This is a genomic window from Arcobacter thermotolerans, assembly GCF_983172305.1.
Window position 1 is genome coordinate 1 of the sequence record NZ_CFAFZJ010000007.1, and the last position, 18,494, is coordinate 18,494.

Genomic DNA, 18,494 nt, shown 5'->3' on the forward strand with positions numbered 1-18,494 from the left:
GAGTATAGAAAATCAAATACTATAAACTCTGCTGATGACTTAAAAAACATAAAAGGATTTGGGGATACTATTATTGACAATATAAAAAAGGATATAAAAGTAAAATCTAATACATCTAAAAAAGATGAAAAACCAAAAAGTGAGGATATTAAAGATTCAAAGAAAGCTAAAAACTCTAAATCTGACAATTAACCCTTTTTTATTACTTAGTAAGAGCAATTGGCTCTTACTAATCCCGTTTTATTCTTATTAAGATGTTATTTTTAATATCTTTATGAACTATCTCTTTATCTTTTTTATCAAAGAGAGATTTTAAGAAATTTTTTGGGTAAGTAGAACTTAGATTCTCTTTGTTAAAAGTGTCTAAATCCTGACATTTGAAGGTACTTTTGCAAACTTTATCTTCATATATTTTCATATCTAAAATTGCAACGCCTGCACTAAAAATTTGAACTTGTGTATAATCTTTGAATTTAAAAATAAAACCTTTGTCATTAAATTTCATATTTGGTGTTTTTATTAAAATTGTTGCACTGTTTGATTCTAATTGTAGCTCTTTTTGGCTACAACCTGTAAGTAAAAAAAGAAAAGCTACTATGTAAACTAAATTTTTTATTGGAAATCCTTTATTTAAAATTTTTTAACTATAATTGTATCTTATTTTAGTTTGTAAAGGTTTATATATTTTGTTAGTTCATATTTGTTGTGCTGTTGATAGCCACTATTTTTTAGAAAAAATTCAAGAAGAGTATCTAGATGAAAAACTTATAGGCTATTTTTATGACCCAAATATTCATCCATATAGTGAATATAGGCTTAGATATTTGGATGTTGAATACTCTTGTAATAAATTAGGAATTCCGCTTATTGAAGGTCCTTATAATCTTGAAGAGTGGTTAAAAAAAGTCAAAGGAATGGAGCATTTACCTGAAAAAGGAGATAGATGTACAGTTTGTTATGATGATAGGCTTGATAATAGTGTTCAAAAAGCAATAGAATTAGGTCATGATAAGTTCACTACAACTTTATTAATTTCTCCAAAAAAATCCCAAGAGAAACTAGAGATTATTGGGAATAATCTTTTTAAAAAAACTGGAGTAGAGTTTATTTTTAGAGATTATAGAAGCGGAAATGGTGCAGAAATTCAAGGAGTTCGTGTAAAAGAGAATAGTCTTTATAGACAAAATTATTGTGGTTGTTTATTTGGTTTAACAGCTCAAAGAGAACATCAAAAAAAGATTATGGATGAGATGTTTAATCCTATTTCAAAACAAATTTTACCTGAATCAATAGAACAAAGATTAGAGCTTTACAAAAAAAGAAACACTCTTGAAAATGAGAAAAAAGAGTATAAATTAATTAAACAAAGATTTTTAAATTATAGGTTACTAGGAGGAAAAGTTGTTGTAAATAAAGAGGTTATTCCCTCTTATATTTTTGCTTACTCTACTATAAATAAAAATCAAACTAGTTCAAAAATAGAGTATGAAAAAGATGGAATAAACTATTTGGCAAAAGATGAAGTAAAAATAATCTCTTTAAATACTTTTAACAAATTTGCACAAACTAAGTATAAAAATACGAAAGAATTGATGTTTAAATCTATAAATTTTGAAGATGAGATAAAATTAAGAGCAGATATTTTAAAAAATCCTTTTGATTTAAGTGCTTTAATTGTAATTGATGAGATTATTGATTCTAAATATGAAATTTTTATAAATAGTGTAACATATGAAGATATAAAAGAGGAGATTGTATGAAAGTTTTAGTAAGTGCTATGGAGACATCATCCAATATTCATCTAAAAGAGTTAAAAAAATATTTAGATGATGATATTGAGTTTGTTGGAGTTTTTGATAAGGAGTTAGGAAATCCACTTTATGATTTAAGCTCTTTAGCAATTATGGGATTTGTTGATGCTCTCAAAAAATTAAGATTCTTTTTTCGTCTTAGAGATGAACTTGTAGAGTTAGCAAAAGATTGTGATAAGGTTTTACTTCTTGATAGTAGTGGATTTAATCTGCCTTTAGCAAAGAAACTAAGAGAAACATATCCAAATAAAGAGATTATTTATTATATTCTTCCTCAAGCTTGGGCTTGGAAGAGAAAAAGAGTAATTGCTTTAGAGAAATATTGTACAAAATTATGTTCAATTTTACCTTTTGAAAGTGAAATTTATAATGATAAATCTAAAATAACTTATGTAGGACATCCTCTTTTAGATGAGATACCAAAATTTAAAAATGAGCTATCAAATTCAGGAAAAATAGTTTTTATGCCAGGCAGTAGAAAAACTGAGATAAAAAACTTAATGCCTGTTTTTAAAGATTTGATAAAAAAAATCCCGAATAAAGATTATATTTTGGTAATTCCATCAAAATTTAGTGATGAATATATAAAAAAAGTTTATGGAGATATTGGCGATTTTAAAATATCTAAAAATGCACACGAAGCACTTTTAGAAGCTGAATATGCTTTTATTTGCTCTGGAACTGCAACTTTAGAAGCAGCACTTATAGGAACTCCTTTTACTTTATCTTATATAGCAAAAAAATTAGATTTTTTTATTGGAAAAACTTTTGTAAAATTAAATTATGTAGGACTTGCAAATATCTTTTTTGAAAAAATGACAAATAAGAAACTCCATAGTGAATTTTTACAAAATGAAGTAAGTGTTGAAAATCTTTTAAAAGATTATAAAACTTTAAATAGGGAACTTTTTTTTGAAAATTCAAAGCTTTTAAGAGTCTATTTAAAACATGGAAGCTCAAGAAATGTTGCAAGCATTATAAAAAACTAAACTACTTTTAGTTATAATCCACAACTTTAGCAATTTTAAATTCAGGAATTATTATGTTTGATATTATACAAATTCAAGAGATTTTACCTCACAGATACCCTCTTCTTCTAGTAGATAGAATTACAGATATGGAAGTTGCAAAATCTATAAAAGGTTTTAAAAATATCTCTATATCTGAACCTGCGTTTCAAGGACATTTTCCTGGGCATCCAATTTATCCAGGTGTTATGATTCTTGAAGGAATGGCTCAATGTGGTGGAGTTTTAGCTCTTAAGAGTTCAGGTTTAACTGATGAGCAGATGAAAGATAAAGTTATATATTTTATGAGTATAGACAAGGCAAAATTTAGAAATCCAGTTCGTCCAGGAGATAGACTTGACTATGAATTAACAGCTATAAAAATGAAAAGTACTTTAATGGTACTTGAAGGAAAGGCTTATGTTGATGGTAAACTAACTGCTGAAGCAGAGTTTAAAGCAATGATAGTTGATAAATAATTAAGGTCGAAAATGAGTAATATTCACAAAACAGCCATTATTGAAGATGGTGCAATTTTAGGGGAAAATGTAACGGTTGGCGCATATACTATTGTAGGAAAAGATGTAAAAATCGGTGATGGAACTGTAATCGACTCTCATACAGTAATAGCTGGAAAAACAACTATTGGTAAAAATAATCATATTTTTTCACATGCTTCAATTGGAACAATTCCACAAGATTTAAAGTTTAATCCAAATGATGATGTTGAATTAATTATTGGAGATAATAATAAGATTAGAGAATACACTTTATTTAATCCAGGAACTGTAACAGGACACTCTAAAACAGTTATTGGAAATAATAATTTATTTATGGGATATGTTCATGTGGCTCATGATTGTGTTATTGGGAATAACTCAATTTTTGCAAATGGTGTAACTTTGGCTGGTCATGTTGAGTGTGGAGATTTTGTAGTTATTGGAGGTCTTACTCCAATTCACCAATTTTGTAAAATTGGAACAGGAGTTATGGTAGGAGGAGCTAGCGCAGTTGCACAAGATATTCCACCATTTTGTTTAGCTGAAGGGAATAAAGCTTTAGTAAAAGGATTAAATCTTGTAGGTCTTAGAAGAAGACTAGAAAATAGAGAAGATGTAGATGCTTTAAAACATGCATATAGAGAACTATTTAACATGAGAAGACCTCTTCAAGAAGCTGCTCTTGATTTATATGAAAATGATAAGAATCCTTATGTAAAAGAGATGGCAAATTTTGTATTAAATACAAAAAGAGGTATCCCTTTTGAAAGAAAAATAAAGAGCGAAAATGAGTAAATTAATATGTGATTTTTGTGGAGCTTCTGACACAAAAGCAAATCCTATAATAACAGGAGACAATGCTTGTATATGTAAAGCTTGCGTTGGTGCTGCGTATGATATTATGAGTGGAGATTTTGTTGATGGTGAAACAAAATCTAAACCTGAAAAAGTAGAAAATATAAAAATAAAAACTCCTGCTGAGTTAAAAAAGATTTTAGATGAGTATGTTATAGGTCAAGAAAGAGCTAAAAAGGTTCTTTCTGTTGCTGTTTACAACCATTATAAAAGAATTTTTAGAAAAGATGAATTACAAGGTGATATTGAATTAAATAAATCAAATGTACTTTTAATTGGTCCAACTGGAAGTGGAAAAACTCTTTTGGCTCAAACAATATCAAAATATCTTGATGTTCCTCTTGCTATTGCAGATGCAACAAGTTTAACAGAAGCTGGATATGTTGGTGATGATGTTGAAAATGTTGTAACAAGACTTGTTCAAGCTGCTGGCGGAGATATAGAAAAAGCTCAAAGAGGAATAATCTTTATTGATGAGATTGATAAAATTGCAAGAATGAGTGAAAATAGAAGCATTACAAGAGATGTTTCAGGAGAGGGAGTTCAACAAGCACTTCTTAAAATTATAGAGGGTGCTGTTGTAAATGTTCCACCAAAAGGTGGAAGAAAACATCCTGGCCAAGATTCGCTTCAAGTTGATACTACAAATATTTTGTTTATTTGTGGTGGAGCTTTTGATGGGCTTGAAGATATAATAAAAAGAAAACAAGGTTCAAATGTTTTAGGATTTAATCAAGATAAAAAATCAAAAGTTGAGCAAGATAAGATTATCTCAAATGTAGAAACAGATGATTTAGTAAAATATGGGCTTATTCCTGAACTTATTGGAAGGCTTCATATGATTGCAACTTTAAATGAGATCACAAAAGAAGATATGGTTCACATTTTAACAGAGCCAAAAAATGCCTTAATCAAACAATATATAAAATTATTTGAGATGGATAATGTAACTTTAGAATTTGAAAAAGATGCCCTTTTAGAGTTAGCAAATTTAGCAATTATTAGAAAAACAGGGGCAAGAGGTTTGAGGTCGATTTTGGAAGATATTATGCTTGATATTATGTTTGATCTTCCAAAATATAAGAGTAAAAAAATAGTGATTACAAAAGATGTAGTTTTAAAAACAGAAGAACCAAAAGTTATAAAAGGATAAATAATATGATTTTAGATAAATTTATAGGCGTTTTTTCAAACGATATGGCGATAGACTTAGGTACAGCAAATACAATTGTGAGCGTAAGAGGGAAAGGCATTATAATAAATGAGCCATCTGTTGTAGCAGTACAAAGAGATAGACAAGGTAAAGATAGAATTTTAGCAGTTGGGCAAGAAGCAAAAAGAATGCTAGGAAAGACTCCTATAAATATCCAAGCGGTTCGTCCTATGCAAGATGGAGTTATTGCAGATTTTGAGATGACTGAAAGAATGATTAGATATTTTATTGAAAAAGCACACTCAAGAAAATCATTTATAAGACCTAGAGTAATTATTTGTATTCCATATGGTATTACACAAGTTGAGAGAAAAGCAGTTGAAGAGTCAGCTTTAAGTGCTGGAGCTAGAGAAGTTTTCCTTGTAGAAGAGCCAATGGCAGCAGCTATTGGAGCTGGTATTCCAGTAAGTGATCCAGAAGGGCATGTTGTTGTTGATATTGGTGGAGGTACTACTGAAATAGGTGTTACATCTTTAGGTGGATTAGTTTTATGTAAATCAGTTAAAGTTGGTGGAGATAAGATAGATAGATCAATTATTGAGTATGTAAGACAAAATTACAATTTATTTATTGGTGAAAGAACAGCTGAAACAGTTAAGATAGAAGTTGGAGCAGCTGTTAAGCTTGACCCTGAACTAAAAATCCAAATAAAAGGTAAAGATCAATCTGGGTACTTATCTACAATTGAGCTAGGAAGTGAAGGAATTAGAATTGCAATAAAAGAGCCTCTTAAAGAGATAGCAAGTGCAATTAGAAGCGTATTAGAAAATATGCCACCAGATTTAGCTGGAGATGTTGTTGATAATGGAATTATAATAACAGGTGGAGGAGCTTTAATTAGAGGATTAGATAAATATCTAACTGAAATTGTAAAAATTCCTGTAAGAATTGCAGATGAGCCACTTTTATCTGTTGCTTATGGAACAAGTCAAGTTTTAGATGAGCCAGGACTTTTAAAAATCATTGAAGATATGAAAAACTCTTAAATTATTTAAAAAATGAAGAGATTTTTATTTTTACTACTAATTGTATTTGCTGGACTATCTTATCTATTTGAACTAGATGAGTTTCTAGCAAAACACTTTAAAGTATTTGGAAATTTAAAAGAGTCATACATAAATACATACATAAGTGTATCCCAAAAGTTTGCAAACCACTTTGAGCATGAAAGACTAATAAGAGATCTTCAAAATGAGAATTTAGAACTAAAAGAGTATAAAGCATTATACAATACTACAGTGTCAGCAATAGAAGATTTAAGAAATTTAATACAAAATATTGAGATTCCAGAAATTAACTCTAAAATTGAAGTTATTAGAGTTTTATCATATGTAAATTTTGATGATTTCACAAGTGTTTGGTTAGATAAAGCTCCTACTGATAATAAAATATTAGGATTAATAGCTGACAATTATGCTGCTGGAATCTCTATGACTAAAAATGGTAAAAGAATAGGACTTCTAAATGGAAATAAAGATTGTACTTATGCTGTTTTTATAGGAAATGAGAGAAATCCTGGGATTGCAACTTCAAATGATGAATCAACAGATTTACTATCTGTAAAATTTATTCCCGTTTGGGCTGATATAAATGTTGGAGATGAAGTTATAACTTCAGGAATGGATAATATTTTTTATGAGGGACTTAGAGTTGGTAAAGTTGTAGAGATAAAAGATTTCCCAGAGATGAAAATTGCAACAATACAACCATATGCAAAACCTCTAAAAAAGAGATTCTTTTACACTTATGAAGCAAATAACAACATTGACAATCAAGAGAAGAGTATTTTAGAAAATTTAGATGAGTCAAAAAAAGTAGAGAATAAAGAGCAAAAATAGTAATTTTTAATATATAAAATTAATATCTAGCCATTATTCTATCAACATCTCCCCAAGACAATTTATTATCCTTTTTAAACATATTATAGATATATCTTGCAAACATATCAGTTTCTATATTAACTTTACTTCCTGATTTATAATTTTTAAAAATTGTATTTTGTATAGTATGTGGAATTATTGTTAATCTAAAAGAAGTTTCAAAAACATCATTAACTGTAAGTGAAACTCCATCAATAGTAATACTTCCTTTTGGAATAACAAATTTAATAAACTCTTTTGGTAAAGATATATAAAAATCAGTAGAGTTTCCATTATTCTCTATTTTTTCAACTACACCAATACAATCAACATGTCCTTGGACAATATGACCTTCAAATCTATCCCCCATTTGCATAGCAGGTTCTATATGAACTTCATTTTTGTAGTTTTCTAAAGCTAAAAGAGATGTGCTTTCAGGAGATAACTCTACACTAAAATTTTTATTTCCTATTTTTATAACAGTTAAACAAGCTCCATTTACAGCAATAGAGTCGCCAATTTTTGGTTTATAGTTTGATTTTAGAGTTAAAATATTGTTTGAAAAGCTTTCTACTTTTGCTAATTCTCTTATAAGCCCTGTAAACACTTAAAAAACCTTTAGATAAAATTTGGTTATAATAGCCAAAAATTCATAAGAAGCTAATTTTTACTAATATTTAAAAATCTGATACTCTTTAAAAAGGAAAATTTAATGCAATACGATATTATCGTTGTTGGTGCAGGACATGCTGGTATTGAAGCAGCACTAGCAGGTGCAAGACTTGGAAAAAAAACTTTATTAATCACAATGCTTGTTGAACAAATAGGAGCTGCTAGTTGTAACCCTGCTATTGGAGGTTTAGCAAAAGGTCATTTAGTAAGAGAACTAGATGCTCTTGGTGGAGAGATGGGACTTTGTACAGATGCTACTGGAATTCAGTTTAGAATACTAAATGATTCAAAAGGTGCAGCTGTTCAAGGTACACGTGCTCAAATTGATATGGATGAATACAAGGAGTATATGCGAAAAGTTTGTCACAATACTGCTAATTTAGATATTTATCAAGATGAGGTTAGTTATTTAATCGTTGAAAATGATGAAGTCTTAGGAGTAAAAACAAAACTTGGAGAAGAGTTTAAATCTTTAAAAACTATTCTTACAACTGGAACTTTTATGAGAGGTTTAATTCATATTGGAGAGAATACTTATGAAGCAGGACGTGCTTGGGAGTTGCCATCTAGTACTCTTTCAATTCAACTTAAAGAGCTTGGATTAAATGTAGGAAGACTTAAAACTGGAACACCTTCAAGACTTGATGCAAATAGTATTGATTTTTCAGTTATGGAGACTCATGGTGGAGATATAAAACCAACACCTTTTTCTTTTAGAACACCTAGAAAAACTTTTAATCCAACACAATATCCATGTTATGTAACATATACAAATCTTGATACTCACGAAATAATTTCACAAAATTTTCATAGAGCTCCAATTTATACAGGACAAATTCAAGGTTCAGGCCCAAGATATTGTCCTAGTATTGAAGATAAAGTTAAAAGATTTAGTGAAAGAGAGAGACATCAACTATTTTTAGAGCCACAAACTGCTAAGTGTACAGAGTATTACATAAATGGAATGTCAAGTTCACTTCCTATTGAAATACAAAAAAAGATGATAGCTAGTGTAAAAGGTTTAGAGAATGCAAGAGTTATTAGATATGGATATGCTATTGAGTATGATTATGTTGATCCAACAGAGTTAAAACATACACTTGAAACAAAAAAGATAAAAAATCTTTATCATGCTGGACAGATAAATGCAACAACAGGATATGAAGAAGCAGCAGCTCAAGGTTTGATGGCAAGTATAAATGCATCTTTGGCAATAGATAATAAAGAGCCATTTATTTTAAGACGAGATGAAGCATATATTGGTGTTTTAATTGATGATTTAGTTACAAAAGGAACGCACGAGCCATATAGAATGTTTACTTCAAGAGCTGAGTATAGGCTTCTTTTAAGAGAAGAGAATGCAGATTTGAGATTAAGTCATTATGGATATGAATTAGGACTTATCTCTAAAGAGCAAATAGACAAGGTAGAAGAGAAAAGAAAAACTCTTCAACAGGCTGTAGAGTTTATGGCAAATACTTGGATAACTTCTAAAAAAGAGACTTTGGAGCTTTTAGAATCTATTGGCGAAGAGAAAATAAATGATAAGGTTTTACTGGTTGATTTAATAGGAAGAAATACAATAGATATTGAAAAATTAGATATTTTGGTTCCTAGTTTAAAAGAGCTTGATGATTATTTCAAAGAGCAAATTATTATAGAAGCAAAATATTATAGATATATTCAAAAGCAACAAAAACAGATAGAAAAAATGAAGAAAATGCTAAAACTAAATATACCTGAAAACTTCTCTTATAGAGGTCTTCCAGGGCTTTCAAATGAAGTTGTTGAGAAGCTTGAAAAGTATAGACCACCAACTTTATATAATGCAAGTTTAATATCGGGAATTACACCTGCTGCACTTGATATTATACATTTAAATTTGAATATGTTTGTCACAAACATTAAAAAATGAGAATGGACATTAAAAAGTGAGAATATGTACATTAAAAATTGATAATGAGAGAATAATTTAGCCATGGCTGATAAGAAAAGTATCATTCCAAAGTTTATGAAAGATAATCCAGATGATACTTTTCAATTCCTCTTTCCCCTTAGAATAGTCATTGATGAAGAAAAATATGGTAATAGCCACTATGAAGTTGTAATAAAAAATATAACTAAAAATGAAGTATTTAAATATGAAGTATCTCCTGAACTATTGTTCACACATTATCAACTTTTAGAGTACTATAAAAATGGTAAGCAAATTGATAATAAATATACCCCTGAAGAGAAAAGCTTTATTATTGATTCTAGAAATATTAATGAATTTAATCTAACAAGATTAGGAAATCTTCTTGATGAACAAAGTATAGGAACTTTAATAGGATGGAGATTTAAATTTCTCAATATAGCTAAACATGTAAATTGTTATCTTGTAAAAATAGATGGTATTAATATAATTATTCCTCACTATTCAATAGGTATTTACTACTACTTTAGATCTTCAGTACTAAAAGATGCCGTACTTAATTCAACATTGAGAGATTTATATGTAATTTGTGATAATAATCCAAAAGATGCAAAAATAGTATTGTCAAAATATAAAACTGATGAGGATGCAGCGATTATACATAGATTTGCTTGCCAGGAAAGTGCAATCAAAGAGTTTGATAATGTATCAAGCTATATCCATAGCTACATTAATTATATGCAAACAGAGAATATAGATGTGGATATATATAAAATGCATCTAAAATATAATTTTCCAACAAAAGAAGAGTTTAAAATAGATACTAGAACTACTTTGATTAAAAATAAAACTACAAATGAAGAGTATTACTTTGTTCATGAAATAACTAATGATTACTCTAATATAGGATTTGAAAAATTTACAAAAAGTGTTCAAAAAACTAAAATACTTTTAAATCTAGATGATATAAATAAACCTTCAATACTAGAAAGAGAAATACCAAACGAGACAACTGACATTCTTCAAGTTGCTCATGCTAGTAAAAAATATACACAAAGTTCTAATCAAAAAAGAAAAAATAAAAGCTGTGGTAGTTTACAAGATATTCCAGTAAGTGAAACAACATCTTCAATAGAAATAATTGAAAATCTATTAAAAATATATAAAGATCAAGAGAGTGATGAAATAATAGATCAAAGCTTAACACAATCATCTTCAAAAGGAAAATCAAACATTAGAAGAGTAGTAATTTCAAGTGAATTTATTAAAGAGACTACATCTAGTCCTTTGAATGAAATAGATAACTTTGTAGTATTTAGACAATATATTAGATATTTAGAACAAAGAACAGAGATACAAGATTTATCTACAAGCGAAGAAAAAGAATTACAAGAATTTATGTTAGATGATCAAGATGGTAAAAAGCAAATTAATCCTAAATGTAAAATCAATAAAAGAGCTAGAAAATATATTACTGTTACATTCCAATATGAAAACTCTTTTTTTGGATTATTAGAGTTAGAAAATAAGCCATCTTCTGCAAGCTCTACTTGGGTATTAACATCCAATAGACAAATCCAAGATAGTGATTTTAATAGATTTATCAATTTATATTGTAAAGATAATATGAATCCACTTGAAATGAAACAAAGATATTCTAATTCTAATCTTACATTTGATAGAAAATATCATGAAAGAAATGAAGATTTAGATGATAAGCAACTTGCAATGTGGTATTTTGGGTTATTGAAAAAAGTATTAATAGCGAGACCGTTAAATATTCCGTGTCAAAGTAATTCTGATAGGAGAAATCCTATCACACCTATTTAGCTATTGCAACAGCTACAGCATTCTTCTTTAGTATCTTTACCAGAGTATAACTTGATTAAATTTTTAATATCTTTTGAGCAACACTCACCAGATGGATTTAGTTCTTTACAACTGCTTCCAGTACAAGCTTTTGTAGATTCTTTAATTTTAGAAAGAGTGTCATTTCCATTTTTTATAGCATCTACTATAGTTTTTTTATCAACTTCTATACAATAACACACTAACTCTGAATCGTTTGCTTCTGACCAATTTATCATTTAAAAATTCCTTTGCATATTTTTATCATACTATCACTTAAATTTTAAGCTCACTATCTAATCTACCCTCAAAAAATATTGCCAATTGTGAAAGTGTTAAGTTCCAGTTCCACATTGGCATATTCCATTTCTTTGTAGCATTTTGAATACCCATATAAAGTAATTTTAGAAGTGAATTTTCATTGGGAAATGCACCTTTTGTTTTGGTAAGTTTTCTAAATTGTCTATGTACTGATTCAATTATATTTGTTGTATAAATCACTTTTCTTATCTCTGGAGGATATTTAAAATAAACAGATAAATTTTCCCATTTATTATTCCAAGATTGAAGCACAATAGGATATAGTTTTCCCCATTTTTCATCTAAAGCTAAAAGAGCATCTTCTGCAGCTTCTTTTGATACAGCTTGATAAACTGGCTTCAAATCATTCATAAACTCTTTATGGTTCTTAGATGCCACATAACGGATAGAATTCCTGATTTGATGAATAATACATAATTGAACTTCAGTTTTAGGGAAAATAGTTTTAATAGCTTCAGGAAAGCCTTTTAAACCATCAACTGATGCTATTAAAATATCATTTAATCCTCTATTGTTTAAATCAGTTAAAACACTAAGCCAGAAGTTTGCCCCTTCAGTTTCTGATAAATATAAACCAAGTATATCTTTCTTTCCATCCATATTTACACCTAAAACTGTGTAAACAGCCTTAGAAACATATTTACCACCATCTTTAATTTTATAATGTATTGCATCAAGCCATACAAATGGATATATCGAATCAAGAGGTCTTATTTGCCATTGCTTTACTTTATCAATTATTTTATCTGTGATAGCACTAATTGTTGCAGTTGAGATAGATACTTGATATATCTCTTCAATATGAGATGATATATCACTATAACTCATCCCTAAGCCATACATTGAAAGAATCTTATCTTCTATTTCGTTTGAGATTGTAGTTTGATGTTTTTTTACTATTTGAGGTTCGAATGTTCCATTTCTATCTCTTGGTGTTTCTAATTCAAAACTACCATTAGATAAATCTTTGATAGTTTTTTTATTTACACCATTCTTTCTATTTCTTGTTCCAGAAAGAACATCATTAGCAATATGTGATTCTACTTCTGCTTCTAAAGCAGCTTCTGTTAATTGTTTTATAAGTGGAGCTAAAAGTCCATCTTTACCAGTAAGATTTTTACCACTTTTAAATTGTTCTAAAACTTCATTGAAGTCAAAACCTATTTGTTGTTCCATTGTCAATCCTTGATATTATTTTATCTGATTGACACGAAATTTCTAACACTCCCTTAATAGCTCCAAATTGCTATCACAAATAAATCTATAGAAAATATTTAAATATTTATTTGAACAATTATCTAAAAGCCACAATGTTTAAAACTAACTAATAAATTCTCATTGCATAGTTGGCAACTTTCTTATAATATTATCAATATATTCATCACGTATAAATGCAGATTGAATAAACTGTTTTTTACCTGCAAATTTAGTTATCATATGTCCATACCCAAGTAATTTTTCTGCACCAGATTCATCTATAATAATGTTTGAATTTTTTTCAGTATCAACTCTTAACGCAAATTTTGCACCTAAATTTGCTCTTAATATCATCGGTACAACAGTATTATCTGGTCTTTGCGTACTAACTACTAAATGTATTCCTGCTGCTCTTGCTTTTCCTGCAAGTCTTTGAATAGCATCGCTTGCACTTTTTTTAAATTCATCATCAAGCATCCAATCTGCAAACTCATCGAAAATTATAATTATTCTTGCTAATTTATTATTAGATTTATTATTGTATTTAATTAAATTATTAACACCCATATCTTTAAAAAGACTATATCTCCTTTCCATTTCTTCAACTACATCATTTAATTTTTTAATAGCTAAATTTTTATTGATAATTATTCCATCTTCATCGAGATAAGGTATGTCTTTATACCTCGTGAATTCAACTTGTTTAGGATCTACCAAAATCAGTTCTAATTCATCAATTTTGTTGGTGCTAATCAAATCAATAATAAATATATTTAATAAGACACTTTTACCACTTTTTGTCATTCCAGCTATTAAAGCATGTGGATCTTCACTATCTAAGTTGTAATATATAACCTCATTATTTTCTTCATTTCTACCTAGAAGAATCTTTGTATTTCCAAAACCTTCACTTAATTCTCTATTTACTAAACAATCTTCATAATATATAATTTGTCTTTTTTTTCTTTCAAAAATTAAATCATAAGATCCTGGTACAACTTCTACTCTTAAAAGTTTTAACCTTTCAACAGATAAAAAATCATTTCCCATCTTATAAAATATTGACTCATTCCAACCTAATTCTGGTTCTAATGAAATTCTTATTGAATTTGGAGTGAATAAATATTTAATTATTTTAGCTCTATACTTATGATGTAATACAACTTTTTTAACAGCAGTTGATATATTTTCACCTTCAAGTTCTTCTTCTTTTCTTTTTAGTTCATTAATCTTTTGTTCATCTTCAATAATATTGTCTTTTAATTCAACTTGCTCTTTAATGATTTCTTCATCTGCTTCTACATTTTTAACAGTTAAAGATAAATCAAATTTATCTTTTTCTATTTTTCCGTAAGTAGGTAAATTTAATTCGTTAAGATTTATATTAATACTAGGCATTGATTCAATCATTGAAACAATAGACTTTAAACCAATTACATACTGCACAATATTATCTTTAACATCTTGATAATTATCCTCATGATCATATACAAATATGTATGACATACCTCTAACCTTATATTTAATTGTTTTATCAAGTCTAATTTTATTTCTAATATCTTCTGATGTTAAATTATTTTCAAAACTTTTATGATGAGTTTCTACTATTAAATCAGAAATTTTAGCTAGCCAATACGCTTTGTCATAAAAATCATTATTTTCAAAAACTTTTTTTATATGATTATATGAATCTTTAGTCTGTTGAAATGATTTCTTAGCTAATTTAGCTCTTCCTGCTTCATTACAAAATTTAACTTCAACTATATCAACATAGATGGTAGACAAATCATTATTTTCAAAAATAGGTGTAATAGATAAAATATCCGCTAATACATTATTTTGGTCTATTAATAACTTTTCTTCTGAATTAATACTAGATAAAAACCAATCAGCATAATCATCAATATAAATCATTACATTTTTTTTATTTGTACAGTTTTCCAGAATAGTCTTTGTGAGTACTAACCCTAGCATCTCATTTGCAAATCTTCCTCTACCTATAGCTTTCAATAAAATATCTCCAGAAAGTTCATTAGCAGATTTAATTATTTTATTTACAGAAGATTTAATCAAGTTAGTGTTTACATTAAATTCTTCAAACCTTTTAATTAAATGATTTTCCAAAAGTATGGTATTAGCCTTAGATGATATAACTAAATTTCTATTTATATGTCGAGCTTTACGATACTTTATTACATTTGCACCAAATTCTTCTAAAATTTTCTTATCCAAGAGAGAGTCTAAATTAACAACCCAATCTGTTCTTTTATGAATTGCTGCTAAATCTGAAGATAGATTTTGATGATCTCTATCTATGCTTAATGTTGGTATTTTATTTTTATAATCATCTTTATTTGAGCTCATTGTTAAATATAATAAGTCATAAAAAGAACTAGTCAATTCGGTTCTTGCTGGAGATACTAAATATTTACCTACAGTTAGTTCTTTTTCTGTCATATATTTTCTTTTAGTCCACATAGTAGGATGATAATCAAATAAATTATAAGATACATCTAATATTTGATTTTTAAATTCGAGTTTTGCTTTTGAAGAAACAAAGTCGTTTAAAAAAGCAATATTTAGCTGATCATTTACACTATCAAGTTGTTTAAAACTTTGATCAAAAGCATTTAAACGTATATTTGATAAGAATGAAACTTCATTATATTCTAATACTTCTTCTGAATCTTTTGAGTTTTGATCAACTAAAAATGATCTATACATTTTTCTGATGTGAGAGGCATCTACATCATTTAGATATATTTCAAAACTATTATTTTCATTAACAAAATCTAATAACATTAATTTTTTCATAAACTTTACTGGAAAATCATAATTATTTACGGCATGAAGTAAAATTTTTAAACTACTTTTCTTATGATTATTTAATGATAAATAATTTTCTATAACTTTTGTAAGTATTGTTGTTTGAATTGATGAATCAGTACTTTGTCCACTTTCAAGATAGTTTTTTACTGGATCCAGAACAGTATAATCATCACATACTTCTGAAATATGAAGTAAACTTTCTTCTTTTGTGTTGGCATTAAATAGTCTAAATATTTCTGGGTAATAAGGCGTATAAAAACTTTGTTCAAGATCACTGAAAAATAAATCTTCTTTTATCATAGGAATATCATCTGACTTTATATATGCATCAATAAAACTAAATGCATGTTTTAATTTAACAAAGTAAGATATTAATCGTAAAGGATGATAGGAAGGAATAATTACTGAATTTTCTTTTCCAACCCTTACAGTTAATAAAGAAAGAAATTCTTCAATAACATTTTTCTTAAATTTATCATTATCACTATTTTCATAAAGGAAATTACTTAACTTTATATAACTTTTACTGAATTCTTTAATTTTTATAAAATCAAAAGGTTTTTTTTCAATATTAATTTTTATATCTAAATGCTCTAGTATCAATAAATATTCATTTAAATATTTTTTAATAAGTTCATCAAATTCTTTAAATTTTTCTGCATCTAATATTTTTTTTGCCACTTTTATTATGCTCTTACTTGAGGGTGCATTATCTTGACATTTTTTTGGAAATAAAATATAACCTGAATTACTACCTCTACTTTCAAGAGAACTAAAATCAAATAAGCTTAGAGGTTTTTTCTCACCTTTTTCAGAACTAGTTGCTCTATAAACAATGTTTCCATATAAACAATTACTTTTTAAATGTGATTGTATTGAATCAATATCATCCTTATAACCGCTTAATAAGCTATTTGGATCAAAAGACCAAATTAACTTTCTTTCAGCAACTTTTTTTCTGTCAACATCTTTTGCTTCAAATATAAAATGTAATTCATTTGCAGATTTAGAGATACTTCCTTTCTTATATTTTTTGATTACTTGATCTTTTTTATCTTTATCTAGTTTACTTTCAATTCTTTCTTCAATTTCTGTAATAAATTTAAAATCAAAATAAATATTTTCTGAAATAACATTTAATACAGAATATCTTCTATTTAAATAATTTATAGCATATTTAGAATAATTTCTCATAATTGCTTTTGCTTGTGACTGTTTTAATGAAACACAAATATGATCTATATTTTCACTATCAGATTTTATTTTTTTTACTGTTTCCAATACACCTAAAATAAAATCACTAGATTTTGTTTGAGTGGGATATAAAAACTTATCCCATTTACTTCTTAAAGATTTGTTATCTTCTATGATAACTTTATATTTGATATATATAGGTTCTAATACAGATTTTAAACTATCTCTTTCCTTTGCAGTCAATTCATCATAATGTAATAAATTTTCTTTTTCATTATCAGTGATATCAGCGTCTTTTTCTGATAATAATTCAATAGTGCTCAAGCCAAGTTTTTGAGTCATATCTGTTTTTGTTTTTTGGAATAATCTAAATATAGAATCATTATACCAATCTAACTGACTAAATAAATATTTATTTTTTGCAATTTCTCTTGAATCTGCTTCTATAAATTTTTCAATTAATTCTTGTTTAGTATTATCTAATACTTTAAACTCATCATCAAGTTCTTTTGTATTAATATCTTTATAATACTTTTCTTTTAGTTCTTCAATAGTAAGAGTCTTATTACCTACTCTTTTTGATAGAGCTGATGAAATTGTTTTTATTGGTTTTATAAGTTTCTTTATATCCTTTTGATTAATAGAATCCATTTTTTTTAATGACTCAAAACATTTATGGCATTTAAATGAATTTAATTTATCTAAGGATAATCCCATAGCATCTTCTAAAGGATAACCTTCAGATTCCATAAATTTTAAAATAGATTCAATAAATTTTTCCATTTCAAAAGGACTTATTTCTTCTATTTCTTTTAAAAGTACTTTAGAAATATTTTTGATATTTTGTTTAGATTTACTATTCAAAATATTACTTTCTATTAAATCAATAATATATTCAAACTCAACACAAATATCATCTGGAGTTAACGTACTTATGTCATTTAATGTATCAATTGTATCATTTGTTACAAAAACTAGATATGAAATTTTATTTAATTCAATAGAAGAGTTTTTAATATTCTCATTACGATACTGTGCCATTATTTCATGATTTGCATTGATACAATTATCACTAGTACTATTCAAATTTAATTTATCATCAACCAACAAAAGTATATTGTATTGTTTATTAGAAGAAAAATATTTTATTAAAGATTCAAATATAAAAGTAGGATAATTTCTTAAAATAAATTTTCCACTTGTTCCATTAGCACTTGATATTTGACTATCTTTAATAATCTTATTTATGATGTATTTACTTATAAGACTCATA

14 protein-coding genes and 1 pseudogene are annotated in these 18,494 nt (G+C 27.4%); 10 read left to right on the plus strand and 5 right to left on the minus strand.

Annotated features, from left to right (window positions below; genetic code table 11):
* Positions 1 to 192, plus strand: a pseudogene (locus AC5LG6_RS06655) (hypothetical protein); the annotation flags it as partial.
* A gap of 37 nt (positions 193 to 229) precedes the next feature.
* On the opposite strand, the gene AC5LG6_RS06660 reads toward AC5LG6_RS06655, so the two are convergent.
* The gene (locus AC5LG6_RS06660) at positions 230 to 505 is read right to left on the minus strand and encodes a hypothetical protein (RefSeq protein WP_066153654.1); all 276 of its coding nucleotides are present in this window, start codon (positions 503 to 505) and stop codon (positions 230 to 232) included.
* A 181-nt stretch (positions 506 to 686) separates the two neighbouring features.
* Between AC5LG6_RS06660 and AC5LG6_RS06665 the strand changes: the two genes are divergently transcribed.
* From AC5LG6_RS06665 to mreC, 7 genes are read left to right on the plus strand one after another with little or no spacing between them, the layout of a single operon-like run.
* Entirely contained in the window at positions 687 to 1,760 is a 1,074-nt protein-coding gene (locus tag AC5LG6_RS06665) for an epoxyqueuosine reductase QueH (RefSeq protein ID WP_498586033.1), read from the plus strand.
* Positions 1,757 to 2,800 carry a lipid-A-disaccharide synthase gene (gene lpxB, locus AC5LG6_RS06670; protein ID WP_498586034.1) on the plus strand — a complete coding sequence of 348 codons (1,044 nt, stop codon included), beginning with the start codon at positions 1,757 to 1,759 and terminating at the stop codon, positions 2,798 to 2,800. The genes AC5LG6_RS06665 and lpxB overlap by 4 nt, the downstream gene beginning before the upstream one ends.
* Before the next feature lie 53 nt (positions 2,801 to 2,853).
* Entirely contained in the window at positions 2,854 to 3,297 is a 444-nt protein-coding gene (gene fabZ, locus AC5LG6_RS06675; RefSeq protein WP_066153661.1) for a 3-hydroxyacyl-ACP dehydratase FabZ, read from the plus strand.
* A 12-nt stretch (positions 3,298 to 3,309) separates the two neighbouring features.
* Complete coding sequence (gene lpxA, locus AC5LG6_RS06680) at positions 3,310 to 4,113, plus strand: acyl-ACP--UDP-N-acetylglucosamine O-acyltransferase (protein WP_498586035.1); 804 nt, start codon at positions 3,310 to 3,312, stop codon at positions 4,111 to 4,113.
* Complete coding sequence (gene clpX, locus AC5LG6_RS06685) at positions 4,106 to 5,326, plus strand: ATP-dependent Clp protease ATP-binding subunit ClpX (RefSeq protein WP_141047515.1); 1,221 nt, start codon at positions 4,106 to 4,108, stop codon at positions 5,324 to 5,326. Before lpxA ends, clpX begins: the two co-directional genes overlap by 8 nt.
* 5 nt (positions 5,327 to 5,331) lie before the next feature.
* Positions 5,332 to 6,372 carry a rod shape-determining protein gene (locus AC5LG6_RS06690; protein ID WP_498586036.1) on the plus strand — a complete coding sequence of 347 codons (1,041 nt, stop codon included), beginning with the start codon at positions 5,332 to 5,334 and terminating at the stop codon, positions 6,370 to 6,372.
* A gap of 12 nt (positions 6,373 to 6,384) precedes the next feature.
* Positions 6,385 to 7,224: a rod shape-determining protein MreC gene (mreC, locus tag AC5LG6_RS06695; RefSeq protein WP_498586037.1), complete on the plus strand. Its 840-nt coding sequence runs from the start codon at positions 6,385 to 6,387 to the stop codon at positions 7,222 to 7,224.
* Positions 7,225 to 7,243: 19 nt separating this feature from the next.
* Here the strand turns inward: mreC and ribE are convergent, their stop codons facing one another.
* Positions 7,244 to 7,852, minus strand: a complete 609-nt coding sequence (gene ribE / locus AC5LG6_RS06700) for a riboflavin synthase (protein ID WP_141055212.1) — start codon at positions 7,850 to 7,852, stop codon at positions 7,244 to 7,246.
* A gap of 105 nt (positions 7,853 to 7,957) precedes the next feature.
* Between ribE and mnmG the strand changes: the two genes are divergently transcribed.
* Both mnmG and AC5LG6_RS06710 read left to right on the plus strand, forming a co-directional pair.
* Positions 7,958 to 9,832 carry a tRNA uridine-5-carboxymethylaminomethyl(34) synthesis enzyme MnmG gene (gene mnmG / locus AC5LG6_RS06705; RefSeq protein WP_498586038.1) on the plus strand — a complete coding sequence of 625 codons (1,875 nt, stop codon included), beginning with the start codon at positions 7,958 to 7,960 and terminating at the stop codon, positions 9,830 to 9,832.
* Positions 9,833 to 9,895: 63 nt separating this feature from the next.
* A complete protein-coding gene (locus tag AC5LG6_RS06710) occupies positions 9,896 to 11,662 on the plus strand; it encodes a hypothetical protein (RefSeq protein ID WP_498586039.1) in 1,767 nt (588 codons plus the stop codon).
* Here AC5LG6_RS06710 and AC5LG6_RS06715 read toward each other — a convergent pair.
* From AC5LG6_RS06715 to AC5LG6_RS06725, 3 genes are all read right to left on the minus strand, one after another.
* Positions 11,659 to 11,919 (minus strand): (2Fe-2S)-binding protein, encoded by a 261-nt coding sequence (locus tag AC5LG6_RS06715; RefSeq protein WP_118917474.1) that lies wholly within the window; start codon positions 11,917 to 11,919, stop codon positions 11,659 to 11,661. The two genes, AC5LG6_RS06710 and AC5LG6_RS06715, sit on opposite strands and share 4 nt — an antisense overlap.
* Before the next feature lie 37 nt (positions 11,920 to 11,956).
* Positions 11,957 to 13,177 carry an IS256 family transposase gene (locus tag AC5LG6_RS06720; protein ID WP_237919098.1) on the minus strand — a complete coding sequence of 407 codons (1,221 nt, stop codon included), beginning with the start codon at positions 13,175 to 13,177 and terminating at the stop codon, positions 11,957 to 11,959.
* Positions 13,178 to 13,336: 159 nt separating this feature from the next.
* Entirely contained in the window at positions 13,337 to 18,493 is a 5,157-nt protein-coding gene (locus tag AC5LG6_RS06725; protein WP_498586040.1) for an FtsK/SpoIIIE domain-containing protein, read from the minus strand.
* Position 18,494 lies beyond the last annotated feature (1 nt).

What these genes read in the sequence shown, in the direction of transcription:
- AC5LG6_RS06660 (WP_066153654.1), bottom strand. Translation starts at nt 505, where the DNA reads ATGAAATTTAATGACAAAGGTTTTATTTTTAAATTCAAAGATTATACA.
- lpxB (WP_498586034.1), top strand. Translation starts at nt 1,757, where the DNA reads ATGAAAGTTTTAGTAAGTGCTATGGAGACATCATCCAATATTCATCTA.
- fabZ (WP_066153661.1), top strand. Translation starts at nt 2,854, where the DNA reads ATGTTTGATATTATACAAATTCAAGAGATTTTACCTCACAGATACCCT.
- lpxA (WP_498586035.1), top strand. Translation starts at nt 3,310, where the DNA reads ATGAGTAATATTCACAAAACAGCCATTATTGAAGATGGTGCAATTTTA.
- clpX (WP_141047515.1), top strand. Translation starts at nt 4,106, where the DNA reads ATGAGTAAATTAATATGTGATTTTTGTGGAGCTTCTGACACAAAAGCA.
- AC5LG6_RS06690 (WP_498586036.1), top strand. Translation starts at nt 5,332, where the DNA reads ATGATTTTAGATAAATTTATAGGCGTTTTTTCAAACGATATGGCGATA.
- mreC (WP_498586037.1), top strand. Translation starts at nt 6,385, where the DNA reads ATGAAGAGATTTTTATTTTTACTACTAATTGTATTTGCTGGACTATCT.
- mnmG (WP_498586038.1), top strand. Translation starts at nt 7,958, where the DNA reads ATGCAATACGATATTATCGTTGTTGGTGCAGGACATGCTGGTATTGAA.
- AC5LG6_RS06710 (WP_498586039.1), top strand. Translation starts at nt 9,896, where the DNA reads ATGGCTGATAAGAAAAGTATCATTCCAAAGTTTATGAAAGATAATCCA.
- AC5LG6_RS06715 (WP_118917474.1), bottom strand. Translation starts at nt 11,919, where the DNA reads ATGATAAATTGGTCAGAAGCAAACGATTCAGAGTTAGTGTGTTATTGT.
- AC5LG6_RS06720 (WP_237919098.1), bottom strand. Translation starts at nt 13,177, where the DNA reads ATGGAACAACAAATAGGTTTTGACTTCAATGAAGTTTTAGAACAATTT.
- AC5LG6_RS06725 (WP_498586040.1), bottom strand. Translation starts at nt 18,493, where the DNA reads ATGAGTCTTATAAGTAAATACATCATAAATAAGATTATTAAAGATAGT.